We start from the raw sequence: 13,012 nt of genomic DNA on the forward strand, positions 1-13,012 counted from the left end.
TCCAAGGGGAGGAATGACAAAGACTTGCCCCGCCGCCTCAGCGCTTTACACCCCGAGCCATGGATTCGCTTTCCCTGTTCGGCCTGGCCGCCGTCTCCTTCACCCTGGTCTGTTACGCGATGGAATCGGGCACGCACTGGTGGACATTGGGCTTCGTGCTCGGCTGTGTCGCGGGATCGGCCTATGGCTTTCTCCAGGGGGCGTGGCCGTTCGGGGTGGTCGAGATCGTCTGGGCGATCGTGTCCTTCCGCCGCTGGCTGACGCTCCGGCGGCTGCAATCGACCAAGTTTGCGGAACCGATCGCTTGACAGGGTGTTGCGCGGGCCGTAACTGACCGTCCTTCCAACACTCCCGATGGACGACGTGCGATTTGCGTGCGTCGCTATCGTGCGTGGGGGAACCATCGCGTTGAGATGGAGCATGTGCGGCCATGCCATGCTCCGTGGAGCTAGGAGAACAAGTTTCATGGCACGTATTGCGGGTGTCAACCTCCCGACCAACAAGCGCGTATTGATCGCGCTGACCTATATCCACGGCATCGGTCCGGCCAAGGCGAAGCAGATCGCCACCAAGCTGAACATCGCCGCCGATCGTCGCGTCCAGGACCTGTCGGATCAGGAAGTTCTCCAGATCCGTGAGACCATCGACGCCGATCACACGGTGGAAGGCGATCTCCGTCGCGAGACCGCGATGAACATCAAGCGCCTGATGGACCTGGCCTGCTATCGCGGCCTGCGTCACCGCAAGGGCCTGCCGGTCCGCGGCCAGCGCACGCACACCAACGCGCGCACCCGCAAGGGCAAGGCGAAGCCGATCGCGGGCAAGAAGAAGTAAGAATTTCGCCTGGGAGGCGAAATTCACTTCTTCTCCGCCGGAGGGCGGCGCGAGGCAGACTGCTTCCCGCGCTCCGCATCAGAGATACAGGTCAGGATAGAATTCAATGGCACGTGAACCGCAGCGCATTCGCCGTCGCGAGCGCAAGAACATCACCGCCGGCGTCGCCCATGTGAACGCCAGCTTCAACAACACCATGATCACCATCACCGACGCGCAGGGCAACGCCATTTCGTGGTCGTCGGCCGGCATGATGGGCTTCAAGGGCTCGCGCAAGTCGACCCCGTATGCGGCGCAGGTCGCAGCGGAAGACGCGGGCAAGAAGGCCGCCGAGCATGGCGTCCGCACCCTGGAAGTCGAAGTGAAGGGCCCGGGTTCGGGCCGCGAGTCGGCGCTGCGCGCGCTGCAGGCGGTCGGTTTCCAGATCTCCTCGATCCGCGACGTCACCTCGATCCCGCACAACGGCGTGCGGCCTTCCAAGCGTCGCCGCGTCTGATGCTTCCCATGGCCGGCTGACGAGTCGGCCATGCCTCTCTCCATGGCTGGAACCGTCCCCGTTCCGGCCCACAACTCAGGGGAACCACGTGTCTGTCAACGCAAAGAACTGGCAGGAACTGAAGAAGCCCAACGCGCTCGAGAAAAAGGGTGGCGATGGCAAGCGGAAGGCGACGTTCGTGGCCGAACCGCTGGAGCGTGGCTTCGGCCTGACGCTGGGCAACGCGCTTCGTCGCGTGCTCCTGTCGTCGCTCCAGGGCGCGGCGGTCACCTCGATCAAGATCGAGAACGTGCTGCACGAATTCTCGTCGCTGGCCGGTGTGCGTGAAGACGTCACCGACATCGTCCTGAACGTCAAGCAGCTCGCCATCCGCATGCAGGGCGAAGGCCCGAAGCGGCTTCAGCTCTCGGCGACCGGTCCTGCCACCGTCAAGGCCGGCGACATCGCCGTGTCGGGCGACATCGAGGTCATGAACAAGGACCTGGTGATCTGCCATCTCGACGAAGGCGCGACGTTCAACATGGAACTGACCGCCGACATCGGGAAGGGCTATGTTCCCGCCGCCGCGAACCGTCCGGCCGATGCGCCGATCGGTCTGATCCCCGTCGACGCGCTCTACTCGCCCGTTCGCCAGGTGTCGTACAAGGTCGACCCGACCCGCGTTGGTCAGGACCTGGACTATGACAAGCTGACGCTCTCGGTCGAGACCGACGGCACCGTCACCCCGGAAGACGCCGTGGCCTATGCCGCGCGCATCCTCCAGGACCAGCTGGCGCTGTTCGTGCACTTCGACGACTCGGCGCTCACCCGCGCGGCCCCTGTGGGCCAGGCGGCGATCCCCGCCGCCGGTGGCGAGCCGCAGAGCGACGCGCAGCAGATCAACCGTTACCTTCTCAAGAAGGTCGACGAGCTGGAACTGTCGGTGCGTTCGGCGAACTGCCTCAAGAACGACAACATCATCTATATCGGCGATCTGGTCGGCAAGACCGAAGCCGAGATGCTGCGCACTCCCAATTTCGGTCGCAAGTCGCTGAACGAGATCAAGGAAGTGCTGTCGTCCATGGGTCTGCGCCTGGGCATGGAAATCCCCGGCTGGCCGCCCGAGAATATCGAGGAAATGGCCAAGAAGCTGGAACAGGAGATCATGGGCTGAGCCGCACGCGGATAGCGATGCTATCCGCGAGACGGCGAAAGTCCGGCCGGCGGGTCGCCCCAGGGCGACCCGTTCGACGTCAGGATCGCGGCTCCGCCGTGATCCGGTCCGGCCACTCCGGCAGCTTTGCTGACCCGCTCCCCGGTGAAAACCGGAGGGCAACAAGACAGGCGAAGGTGACGGCCTTGACGGTCACCGGCTCTGGGGTTCCGTGACACGGCCCCTTAACGAACGAAGGAATATCCCATGCGTCATCGCGTCGGCGGCCGTAAGCTGCAGCGTACCTCGGCTCATCGTACCGCGCTTTTCCGCAACATGTCGGCCGCGCTCATCAAGCACGAGCAGATCACCACCACCGTCGCCAAGGCGAAGGAACTGCGTCCCTACGTCGAAAAGCTGGTGACCCTGGCGAAGAAGGGCGGTCTCTCGAACCGTCGTCTGGCCCATGCCCGCCTGCTCGACGACGCGCAGCTGGTGAAGTTGTTCGACACGCTGGCGACCCGCTATGCCGATCGTAACGGCGGCTATACCCGCATCATCAAGGCCGGCATCCGCGCGTCGGACGCCTCGCCGATGGCGATCATCGAGTTCGTCGACCGCGACGTCTCGGCGAAGGGCCAGGATTCGGGCCCGGTCATGAACGAGGAAGATTTCGACGAAGCCGCGTAATTTACGCAGCCTCGAAGACCTTCAAAAGAAGGCCGTCCCAGAAATGGGGCGGCCTTTTTTGTATTTTCACCCGGCTCACACCTAGCGCACCCCCTCCCGCAGGCGGGAGGGGGCCGGGGGGAGGGCAGGGTGTCTCACCGAGCCCATCGCGTGCGGCGTGCCCTTCCCCATCCCAGTTTCAGGTAAACGACGCCCCCGCATCGTTTAGGTCATGCCGGGGGCATGACCGACCTGAAACTCGCCTGCGGGAGGGGCGTGCCAAGTCGCATTGTTCAGCATCCCGAAAGCACGACGGGCTTCTTCTCTGCCGAACAGGGGGGAGAGAAACATGGGTAAAGCCTGCACCGCGTTGGGCCTCGCGACGATCGCGTCACTGTCCGGCTGCTCCACGCCGGATAGGGACTGGAACAAGGGCATCGCCACGCCCAGCGCCACCCAACTTCATTATCAACGCGAACAGCCCAAAACGAGCGCAGGTGGTGTAGCGGCGGTCGTCGCGGCCGCCATCGGGTTCCAGGCCGCAGGCTACGACCCGAACCGCCCCAGACCCGCCGAGCCGCCCGCCGCCGATCCGCTCGCCCCGGTGCGCGGGGGCGAAACGCCAACGGTCATTCGGGCCGATATCGATCAGGAGGCGGCGACCCGTGCCTGTACATTGGCGACCGAGCAGGAAGCGCGGCGACTTCACCCTCACGCGTTGCTCGAAGCCGTCGAGTCGGTCGATCCGCTCGGTGGCGGACTGCTGGTACGCGGGACGGTCCAAATCCGCGAGAAAAAGGCAGATCCCGGTGAGCTGCACGGCTTTCGCTGCCGGGTCGATGCGCAGGCGGTACGGATGGTCGCGATCGACCCGATGGAAACGCGTCCGCCCCGGTAGCTTTTCGCAAAAGACATCGCTATCGGACCGCCATGGAGCACCCGGACAGCATCCTCATCGTCGATTTCGGCAGCCAGGTCACCCAGCTCATCGCGCGCCGTGTGCGCGAAGCGGGGGTCTATAGCGAGATCGTGCCTTTCCAATCGGCCGAAGCGGCGTTCGCGCGGATCAATCCCGCCGCGGTCATCCTCTCGGGTGGCCCCGCCTCGGTGGTGGACGAAAACTCACCGCGTATCCCGCAGGCGATCCTCGACAGCGGCCTGCCGATGCTGGGCATCTGCTATGGCCAGCAGGCGCTGACCCAGCAGCTGGGCGGCAAGGTCGAGAAGGGGGACAGCGGCGAGTTCGGCGAGGCCTTCATCACGGTCGAGGGCGACTGCACCCTGTTCGACGGCCTGTGGAAGACCGGCGAGCGGCACCAGGTCTGGATGAGCCATGGCGACAAGGTGACCGCGCTGGCACCGGGCTTCCATGTCGTCGCGACCAGCCCCGGTGCGCCTTATGCGATCATCGCCAACGAGGAACGCCGCATCTATGCGATGCAGTTCCACCCGGAGGTCGTGCACACGCCCGACGGCGCCAAGCTGATCGCCAATTTCGTCCGCCATGTCGCCGGACTTTCGGGCGACTGGACGATGGCCGAGTTTCGCGCCGCCAAGATCGCCGAGATTCGCGAGCAGGTGGGCACGGGCAAGGTCATTTGCGGCCTGTCGGGCGGGGTCGACTCGTCGGTCGCCGCCCTGCTGATCCATGAGGCGATCGGCGACCAGCTGACCTGCGTGTTCGTCGATGGCGGCATCCTGCGCCAGGGCGAGGCCGAGCAGGTCGTCAGCTTGTTCCGTGGCCATTACAACATCCCGCTCGTCCATGTGGATGCGCAGGACCTGTTCATGGACGGCCTGGCGGGCGTCACCGACCCCGAAGCCAAGCGCAAGTTCATCGGCAAGACGTTCATCGACGTGTTCGAGGCCGAGGCCAAGAAGATCGGCGGGGCCGAATTCCTGGCGCAGGGCACGCTCTACCCCGACGTGATCGAGAGCGTCAGCTTCACCGGTGGTCCGTCGGTGACGATCAAGAGCCACCACAATGTCGGCGGCCTGCCCGAACGCATGAACATGAAGCTGGTCGAGCCGCTTCGCGAGCTGTTCAAGGACGAGGTTCGCGTGCTCGGCCGTGAGCTGGGCCTACCTGACGTCTTCGTCGGCCGCCACCCGTTCCCCGGACCCGGCCTCGCCATCCGCATCCCCGGCGAGGTGACGCGCGAGCGTTGCGACATCCTGCGCAAGGCAGACGCCATCTATCTCGAGGAAATTCGCAAGGCGGGTCTGTACGACGCCATCTGGCAGGCCTTCGCGGTGCTGCTGCCGGTGCGTTCGGTCGGCGTGATGGGCGATGGCCGCACCTATGACTCAGTGCTGGCGCTGCGCGCGGTGACCTCGGTCGACGGCATGACCGCCCAGGCCTTCGACTTCCCCGGCGACTTCCTGCCGCGCGTGACCACCCGGATCATCAACGAGGTGAAGGGCATCAACCGCGTCGTCTACGACTATACGAGCAAGCCGCCCGGCACGATCGAGTGGGAATAACCAAGACTCGCGATCCTGGGGAGTAGGATCGCGGCTTGGTTATTCAGTGGCTCCAAGCCACCGAGGAAGCCCGAAGTGTCAGTTGTTCCGCCCCGGCCTGGGCGCTCCGCCATGACTGACAGCTCGCGACCTTAGCTGTCGGAGCGCACCAGCTTGATGTCGCGGTCCGCCGCCCAGCTGTGCACGTCCTCGCGGCGGAGCGCGGTCGCCATCAGTTCGGGGAACTGGTCGGGCGTGCAGGCGAAGACGGGGATGCCCAGCGACGCCACCTGTGCCGCGAGTTGCGGATCGTAAGAGGGGCGACCGCTGTCGGTCAGCGCCAGCAGCACGACGATGTTGACCCCCGACACCGCCAGCCGCGCCAGCCGGTCGACCAGCGCCCGCTCGTCGCCGCCCTCGTACAGGTCGGTGATGAGTACCAGATGCGCCTTGCCCGGTCGTTCGATCCGATCCTCGCAATAGGCGACCGCCTGATCGATGTCGGTGCCGCCGCCCAGCTGGATGCCGAACAGCACTTCGACCGGGTCCGCCAGCTCTTCGGTCAAGTCGACGATCGCGGTGTCGAAACAGACCAGCCTGGTCGCGACGACAGGCAGCGAGGCCATGACGGCGGCGAAGATCGAGGCATAGACCACCGAGCTTGCCATCGATCCCGATTGGTCGACGCACAGGATCACCTCGTCAAGATCGACGATGCGCCGCTGCTGGCGCAGGAAGCCGATCAACCGTTCGGGGACGATGGTGCGGTGCGCGGGCTGGTAATGGGCAAGGTTCGCGCGGATCGTGCGTGCCCAGTCGATATCGGCGAAGCGCGGGCGGCTGGTCCGCCGCGAACGGTCGAGCGCCCCCCGGATCGCATCCGCCGTCCGCGCCTCCAGCCGCGCCATCAGCTCGGCGACGACCTTGGCGATCACGGCTCGCGCGGTGTCCCTGGTCTTTTCGGGCATCACCCCGCGCAGCGCGACCAGATCGGCCACCAGATTCACATCCGCCTCGACCGTCGCCAAGAATTCGGGCTCCAGCAGCATCTGGCGCAGACCCTTGCGCTCGAAGGCGTCCTTCTGGATCACCTGCACCACGGGCGCGGGGAAGAAATCGCGGATATCGCCCAGCCATTTGGCAACGCGCGGCACGGACTGGCCCAGCCCGCCCCGGCCCTTCTTCTCCTGCTCGCCATCGCCGTAGAGCGCGGACAGTGCTTTGCCCATGCGGCGGTCGCTCTCGGACAGTGGGGCCGTGCCCTCTCCGTCATCGACGCCCAGGGCGAGCGTCCAGCGGCGTTCGCGTTCGTCGTGGCTCATGGCGTGGCTCCCGTCATCAGCGCGAGTACGCGCGCTTCATGCGCTGGCCAGAGCGCGGCGGCACCGGGCAGCGACACATAGCCGCGCGCACCCGTGTCGATGCGGCCCAGGGTGGCGTCCATCAACCGGCGACGCTCGCTGCGATCGAGGGCCGAGAAGACGCGTCGGAACAGCGGCAGGCTGGCGACAAAACTGTCTTCGTCCAGCGACGAAAGCCAGCCATCGACCGCCTCACGTAAGGGTTGGTCGTGGATCAGCCGCTCGCCGGCCCCTTCCAGAAACCCCTCGAAAAAGCCCGCCGCTTCCGCGATCGGCGTGCCGGGCGACAGCATCCGGGCGAGCAGCGTGGCGGCATCCTGGGCCGCGAGTTTCTCCGCCTCGTAGAGCAGCCGTGCGGCGGTGCCCGCGACCAGTCGCGTCACCTGATCGTCCTCGACCAGCTTGCCCAGCGCCTCGTGCCAGGTCGCGACGATATCGGCGTCAAGCTGTGCCAGCTGGATCGCGCCGTCCGCCGCCAGGATCGCCGCGCGCAGGTCGCCCGCGGCTTCGGCATCGAGATGACGCGCCGCATAGGGGAAGGTCAGGGCCGCCTGCACCACGATGCGAGGCATCAGGTGGCCGAGATGCTGGGTAGTGCCGCTGCGTGCCTCGCCATAGCGCAGGATATCGGCCATCGGCGGCAAGGCGGTGAGAAGGGTCAGGCCATCGCTGGTCAACGCCGCGCGTCGTTCCAGCAACGCGATGCCGGTTTCGGTCGCCTGGGGAAGATCGGCGATCATCGCGCTGCGCACCAGTCCTGCCAGCTCGCCCAGATCGGGCTCCGCGGCCATCGCCTCGCGCAGCCGTCCGGCGGCGGCGTCGGCGATGGTCGAGCCGTGAACCAGATTCTCGACCAGCCGGACCGCATATTCCGGATCCCAGAACACTATCCAGTTCTCGCGGAAGGTGCCGCGACTGCGCCCGGCATCGCTCAGCGCGCCCCAGGGCACGTCCAGCGCGTTCAGCCGGTGGAGCAGGGTCGAGCGCGCCAAGCCGCTTTCGCTGCGCAGGTCTAGCGTCAGGTTGCGCTCCAGCGCCTCGGGCTTCAGCCGCGTCGCCTTTTGCTGGCGTTGCAGATCCTCCAGCAGCGGCGCCAGTGGCGTGTCGGCGGGGATGACCCCGACCGCCGATCCGACCAGCAGCTCGGCCGCGATATCGTCCCACCGTGCCCGCTCGCCATGGCACAGGCAGGCGATGGCCGCCTCGCGCAACTCCTCGAAGCCGGGATGCGGGCGCTCGCGCAATGCGGCCAGCGCATGGCCCAGCCGCTGCGCCTCGATCACCGAGGCGGTGGAGACGGCATGGCCGCGCTCGCGCATCACCCAGGCGATCCGGGCGAGCCATACCGCATCGCGGTCCGGGTGATGGCGCGTGTCCCACAGATGCGCACACCAGCCCGGCGCGACGACGCCCGCGCCGTAACCGCTTGCCCGCGCCAGGCGCGGTGCGGTCCAGGGGGCCCAGGTCGCCTTGATCTTCGCCTTGGGTCGCCCCTTCAGCAGCGCGCGGTCGGCGGTGAGGCTCGTGCTGGCGGCCAGCGCGGGAACATGCCACGCGCCGCACACCACCGCGACCGGCCCCTCGCTCTCCTTGGCCGCGCGGGCGATCTCGATCCGCATATGCGCTTCCCGCGCCGCCTCGCGCGCGGACAGCGGCCCTGCTTCGGCGCGCAAGGCGGTCATCGCCTCGGCGACGGCTGTGAAGACGGAGGTGGAGGCGGGGTTCTCCTCGATGACGTCGGCCCACCAGCTTTCGCCATCGTCATAGCCCGCCGCCGTCGCCAGCACGCCGATCGGGTCGCGTGCGATCGGGTCTTCGTCGATATCGCGTTCCGCCTCGTCCTCGCCCAGCCGGTCGCTGGCGGGCAGGTCGATGAAGCGCAGCGCGGCTCCGTGCGCCACCGCCCAGCGCGCCGCCTGATATTCGGGCGAATAGTTGGCAAAGGGAAAGAAGCTGGCGCGGGCGGGGTCGTCCTCGGCATAGGTCAGCAGCGCGACCGGCGTCGCCATCGCCGGGTCGGCGAGCATCGGCAGCAGGTGCGACGCATCCGCCGGTCCCTCGATCAGCACCGTGGCGGGGCGGAGCGCATCCAGCGCCTCCACCAGCCGCCGCGCCGAGCCGGGGCCGTGATGGCGGATACCGAAGAGCGAGACCTCTGCCGCCATTGCGTCAGATCAGCTCGCTCAGCGAGGCATAATAGCCTTCATAGCCGCGCCGCTTCTTCAGCACCGTCTCCAGATATTCGCCCAGCACCGCCTTGTCCTGCACCGGGTCCTTCACCACCGCGCCGATCATGTTGGCGGCCAGCATCGCGGGCGTGAGCTTGCCGTCGTTGAAGAAGGTCGCCTGGCTGAGCCCCCCGACCATCACGCCGATCGCCTCGGCGGTGGACAGCCCGCCCGAAGGCGACTTGAGCGCCACCTTGCCGTCGTCGGTCGAACCCGATCGCAGTTCGCGGAAGATGGCGACGACGCGCGCCACCTCGTCAGCGACATTCTTGGGGGCGGGCAGGTCCAGGCTGTGGGCCATTTCGCCGACCCGCTTGACGATGATCGCCACCTCTTCGTCGGCGCTATCGGGCAGGGGAAGGACGACGACGTTGAAGCGCCGCTTCAGCGCCGAGCTCAACTCGTTCACGCCCTTGTCGCGGTTGTTGGCGGTGGCGATGACGTTGAACCCGCGCTGTGCATAGACCGCATCGTTCAGCTCGGGGATCGGCATCATCTTTTCGGACAGGACGGTGATCAGCGTGTCCTGCACATCGGAGCCCATGCGGGTCAGCTCCTCCATGCGGCACAGCTTGCCCGTCTCCATCGCGCGCATCAGCGGGGTGGGGACCAATGCCTCCCGGCTGGGACCATGGGCGAGCAGCTGGGCATAGTTCCAGCCATAGCGGACCTGGTTCTCGTCGGTCCCGGCGGTGCACTGAATCACCATGGTCGAATCGCCGGTGATGGCGGCGGCGAGATGCTCCGACACCCAGGACTTGGCGGTGCCCGGCACGCCGAGCAGCAGGAGCGCGCGGTCGGTGGCGAGCGTCGCCACCGCCGTCTCGATCAGCCGCTGGTCGCCGACATATTTGGGGCTGATCGCGGAGCCGTCGGGCGCGGTGCCGCCCATCAGATAGGTTACGACGCGCTTGGGCGACAGCGCCCAGCCGGGTGGACGCCGATCGGCATCGTCCACCGCCAGTGCGGCCAGCTCGGCGGCATAGGTCGCCTCGGCGGGAAGGCGCAGCGTCTCGCTCATGGGGTCTGTCTCCTGTTGTCGAGTGCGGCGTTCAGCCGCAGCATGTCGAGGCTCGGATCGGAGGCGATCAGCCCCACCGCCACCAGTTGGTCCAAGGCTTGGCCCGCCGCCTCGCGCGAGGCGAGCAGGCCCAGCGCCAGCAATTCGTCGGCCTGATCGCCTCCGGCCTCCACCGCGTCCAGCAGCGCGGTCCCGGCAGGCATCAGGATCGCATCGTCGATGCCGCCGTCGCCGCCCGCAATGGCGCGCACCATGTCGAACGTCGCGCCGTTCGCGCGGATCAGCCGTTCGGCGGCGACGTGGCGCTGGCCGATGGTCAGGCGCGGCACGAGCATCTCCAGCGCATCGCTGTCGATCGTCTTCGCCAGGGTCAGCGCGTCGGCGGTGGCGGCAACGACCGGATCGGCGGCGGAGCGTGCCACCATCTGCGCAAATCCCTGGTCGAGCAGCGCATCGCCGCCCCATGGCCAGATCGCAACCAGTTCGGTGCCCTCCAGTCCCAGCGCTCGGGCGAAACCGTCGAACGATACCGTGTCGAACAGGTCGGTGCGGCGGTTGCGATAGACGATATTCTTCGGGGGCAGCGGTTCGATCACGCGGGTGCGCCGCAACAGCCCCTTGGTCTGGACCGCGAAGAACGCCGCCAGCTTCGCCGCATCCTCTTCGTCCTGATGGGAGGTGCAGCCGTCCAGTCCCTCGATAAACGCCGCGGCCAGCGCTCGGACGCGTGGTGCCCGGTCGCCGGACGCCAGCTGTTCGAGCAGCGACCGATCCTTCTCGGACAAGCCCAGCACCAGCGTCTGGAGCAGCCTGGCGCGATGGTCGGCGGGCTCGCCCGCGATCTTCTGGAGCAGCAGCGCGCTGGCCGCGGCGGCATCATGCCCCCGCAAGTCCATGAGCGCGGCCAGCCGCGCGGCGGGGCCGAATTCATCCCATGTCTCGGCCGTCAACTCCTCCGCTCCGGCCGAAGCGGCGGCGGTCGCCGCCCAGTCCTGCCACGGCGCATAGACCGGCGGCACGTCGTCACCGGGGCGCGGCATCCAATCGCCCGGATGCAAGGTCCAGCCGCGCCGGTCGAGAAAGTCGAGCAGGTCGCGCCGTGGTCCGGGCTCACGGACCGATTGAAGCAGGCGGCGCGCGCCGGGACGGAATATCGCGGGCAGCGGCGGATAGGCCAGCACCGGGATATCCCCCGGCGGTTGCAGGTCGCCCGCCGGTTCGCTGACTGCCAGTACGCCAAGGTACTGGCCGGAAAGCGCGAGCAGCCGCAGTTCGGCCTCGCTCGGTTCGCCCCCCAGCGCCTCGCGCCAGACGGGCGGGGCCTGACGCATCGCGCTGCCGCCCATGGTCCAGCGGATGAGCACTGGGCCGAGCGCATCCAGAACCGCATCAGCCATGGCCGATCCGCCCCCATGGACTTTGCGCCGCGAGTATCTCCAGCCGATGCCCCGACCAGAGCGCGGCACTGCACGTCAGGTCGGTGCCGGTGAGCAGCCCCCCGGCCTCGCCCGCCAGCGGCAAGGGCGTGTTGCCCTCACGCGGGCGCCACCAGGGCGCGCCCGCCCGGTCGAAGCCGATGCGGCCCGGCGGCAGCAAGACCGGTCGCTCCGCCGCCCAAGGCTCGGCGAGGAAGGGGGCGGTCAAGGCCTCCTCCAGCGGCGCGTCGGGCCGGGGCCAGTCCAGCGGGGGGCCGTCGATCACGCCCGCCTCGCGTTCGATCAGCACGGCGCGCAAAGGCGTGCGGGCAGGGTAGAAGAGGATTTCGCCGATAAACTGCTCGCCCGGTACAAAGGCCGATCCGCGCCGCCCCGCACTGGCCGGGAAGAAATCGAGCAGCATCGCAAAGCGCGGGCCGTCCTTCAGGTTGAGCAGCCAGGTCGTCTGCGAGATCAGGCCGTCGCGCCGCGTCCGCACCTGCTCGGCCAGCACTTCCCAGGCGGCGGTGACCCGCTGCGCCGCCGGATCGTCGAGCAACACCTCGCGCTTCTCGGCCGACGCCACCGCGCGGCGCAGTTCGGGATCGCGCGGGTCGGCACGAAAGGCGCGGGCCAGCATCACCAGCCGCGCCAGCTCCACCGTGGCGCCGCGTATCCGGTCGCCGGGCGGCAGCGCGAGCAGGCGGGCGGGGAGTTCGTCGACATGACCCGCCAGCGCCGCCGCCTTGCCGTCGACCAGCCGCGCCCCGATCCGGCGGCATCGCGCCGTGGCATCCTCGACGAACCCGCCGAGTCCCAGCCGGAGCTGATCGCCGACCCATTGCTCCAGCGCCTCCAGCGCACCCAGGATCGCGCGCTCGGTCTCCTCGGCGCGTTTCGCGTTCGCCGCGTCACGCCGCGCGGCCACCTGGGGATCGGGGGCGGGGGCCGGCTCGACGCTTCGGGCCGCGTTCAGGGTCTTAGGTATGCCGCTGGCGGCGGCGACCGGCTTGGGCGCGCTGCCGGTCGAGCGTCTGCGCCCGAGCCAGTCGATCACCCATTCGGGCGTCTCGGCGGCGGGGAAGGGCAGGATCGCCTCCGCCTGCAACCACAACAGGGCCAGCGCATGTTTGCAGGGGAATTTGCGCGAGGGGCAGGTGCATTTGCTGCCCATGTCGCGCAGGTCGGCGGCGACCCGATAGGGATTGGCCCCGGACCCGGCGCATTCGCCCCAGATCAACGCGCCGTCATGGCTGGTTCCCAGGCCCGACCATTTTCCGGGCTTCGCCAGCCCCGCCGCAGCCTTGAGCGAGGATTGATCGGCGGCGAGCTGTTCCACCGCCGTCAAATCGATCCCCACGCCGTCCTCGAACCGTTGCTTCCGTCAAGATAC

12 protein-coding genes are annotated in these 13,012 nt (G+C 67.8%); 7 read left to right on the forward strand and 5 right to left on the reverse strand.

All coding sequences use genetic code 11. The features are described from left to right. Positions 1 to 59 precede the first annotated feature (59 nt). From SSA01S_RS17625 to guaA, 7 genes are all read left to right on the forward strand, one after another. Positions 60 to 308 carry a hypothetical protein gene (locus SSA01S_RS17625; protein WP_061781441.1) on the forward strand — a complete coding sequence of 83 codons (249 nt, stop codon included), beginning with the start codon at positions 60 to 62 and terminating at the stop codon, positions 306 to 308. A gap of 157 nt (positions 309 to 465) precedes the next feature. After that, a complete protein-coding gene (gene rpsM, locus SSA01S_RS17630; RefSeq protein ID WP_061781442.1) occupies positions 466 to 834 on the forward strand; it encodes a 30S ribosomal protein S13 in 369 nt (122 codons plus the stop codon). Between the two features lie 106 nt (positions 835 to 940). Next, entirely contained in the window at positions 941 to 1,330 is a 390-nt protein-coding gene (gene rpsK, locus SSA01S_RS17635) for a 30S ribosomal protein S11 (RefSeq protein ID WP_042486392.1), read from the forward strand. Positions 1,331 to 1,418: 88 nt separating this feature from the next. Then, complete coding sequence (locus SSA01S_RS17640; RefSeq protein ID WP_058718059.1) at positions 1,419 to 2,483, forward strand: DNA-directed RNA polymerase subunit alpha; 1,065 nt, start codon at positions 1,419 to 1,421, stop codon at positions 2,481 to 2,483. A 246-nt stretch (positions 2,484 to 2,729) separates the two neighbouring features. Continuing rightward, the gene (rplQ, locus tag SSA01S_RS17645) at positions 2,730 to 3,152 is read left to right on the forward strand and encodes a 50S ribosomal protein L17 (RefSeq protein ID WP_061781443.1); all 423 of its coding nucleotides are present in this window, start codon (positions 2,730 to 2,732) and stop codon (positions 3,150 to 3,152) included. Positions 3,153 to 3,480: 328 nt separating this feature from the next. Beyond that, a complete protein-coding gene (locus SSA01S_RS17650; protein WP_061781444.1) occupies positions 3,481 to 4,029 on the forward strand; it encodes a hypothetical protein in 549 nt (182 codons plus the stop codon). A gap of 32 nt (positions 4,030 to 4,061) precedes the next feature. Further along, positions 4,062 to 5,615 (forward strand): glutamine-hydrolyzing GMP synthase, encoded by a 1,554-nt coding sequence (gene guaA, locus SSA01S_RS17655; RefSeq protein WP_061781445.1) that lies wholly within the window; start codon positions 4,062 to 4,064, stop codon positions 5,613 to 5,615. A gap of 131 nt (positions 5,616 to 5,746) precedes the next feature. Here the strand turns inward: guaA and SSA01S_RS17660 are convergent, their stop codons facing one another. Genes SSA01S_RS17660 through SSA01S_RS17680 form a run of 5 tightly spaced genes read right to left on the reverse strand, consistent with a single transcriptional unit; the run spans position 5,747 to position 12,979 of the window. Continuing rightward, positions 5,747 to 6,916 carry a VWA domain-containing protein gene (locus SSA01S_RS17660; protein WP_061781446.1) on the reverse strand — a complete coding sequence of 390 codons (1,170 nt, stop codon included), beginning with the start codon at positions 6,914 to 6,916 and terminating at the stop codon, positions 5,747 to 5,749. Further along, the gene (locus SSA01S_RS17665; protein WP_061781447.1) at positions 6,913 to 9,120 is read right to left on the reverse strand and encodes a DUF5682 family protein; all 2,208 of its coding nucleotides are present in this window, start codon (positions 9,118 to 9,120) and stop codon (positions 6,913 to 6,915) included. The genes SSA01S_RS17660 and SSA01S_RS17665 overlap by 4 nt, the downstream gene beginning before the upstream one ends. Positions 9,121 to 9,124: 4 nt before the next feature. Continuing rightward, on the reverse strand, positions 9,125 to 10,204 hold the full coding sequence (locus SSA01S_RS17670) for an ATP-binding protein (protein ID WP_061781448.1): 1,080 nt from the start codon (positions 10,202 to 10,204) through the stop codon (positions 9,125 to 9,127). Continuing rightward, positions 10,201 to 11,601, reverse strand: a complete 1,401-nt coding sequence (locus SSA01S_RS17675; RefSeq protein ID WP_061781449.1) for a DUF5691 domain-containing protein — start codon at positions 11,599 to 11,601, stop codon at positions 10,201 to 10,203. Before SSA01S_RS17675 ends, SSA01S_RS17670 begins: the two co-directional genes overlap by 4 nt. After that, positions 11,594 to 12,979: an SWIM zinc finger family protein gene (locus tag SSA01S_RS17680; RefSeq protein ID WP_061781450.1), complete on the reverse strand. Its 1,386-nt coding sequence runs from the start codon at positions 12,977 to 12,979 to the stop codon at positions 11,594 to 11,596. The genes SSA01S_RS17675 and SSA01S_RS17680 overlap by 8 nt, the downstream gene beginning before the upstream one ends. Positions 12,980 to 13,012: the final 33 nt, after the last annotated feature.

The organism is Sphingomonas sanguinis NBRC 13937 (assembly GCF_001591005.1).
Classification (GTDB): Bacteria; Pseudomonadota; Alphaproteobacteria; order Sphingomonadales; family Sphingomonadaceae; genus Sphingomonas; species Sphingomonas sanguinis.

Excerpts from the sequence above, each read along its gene's own strand:
- rplQ (WP_061781443.1), top strand. The coding sequence starts at position 2,730 with ATGCGTCATCGCGTCGGCGGCCGTAAGCTGCAGCGTACCTCGGCTCAT.
- SSA01S_RS17650 (WP_061781444.1), top strand. The coding sequence starts at position 3,481 with ATGGGTAAAGCCTGCACCGCGTTGGGCCTCGCGACGATCGCGTCACTG.
- guaA (WP_061781445.1), top strand. The coding sequence starts at position 4,062 with ATGGAGCACCCGGACAGCATCCTCATCGTCGATTTCGGCAGCCAGGTC.
- rpsK (WP_042486392.1), top strand. The coding sequence starts at position 941 with ATGGCACGTGAACCGCAGCGCATTCGCCGTCGCGAGCGCAAGAACATC.
- SSA01S_RS17675 (WP_061781449.1), bottom strand. The coding sequence starts at position 11,601 with ATGGCTGATGCGGTTCTGGATGCGCTCGGCCCAGTGCTCATCCGCTGG.
- SSA01S_RS17625 (WP_061781441.1), top strand. The coding sequence starts at position 60 with ATGGATTCGCTTTCCCTGTTCGGCCTGGCCGCCGTCTCCTTCACCCTG.
- SSA01S_RS17670 (WP_061781448.1), bottom strand. The coding sequence starts at position 10,204 with ATGAGCGAGACGCTGCGCCTTCCCGCCGAGGCGACCTATGCCGCCGAG.
- SSA01S_RS17665 (WP_061781447.1), bottom strand. The coding sequence starts at position 9,120 with ATGGCGGCAGAGGTCTCGCTCTTCGGTATCCGCCATCACGGCCCCGGC.
- SSA01S_RS17660 (WP_061781446.1), bottom strand. The coding sequence starts at position 6,916 with ATGAGCCACGACGAACGCGAACGCCGCTGGACGCTCGCCCTGGGCGTC.
- rpsM (WP_061781442.1), top strand. The coding sequence starts at position 466 with ATGGCACGTATTGCGGGTGTCAACCTCCCGACCAACAAGCGCGTATTG.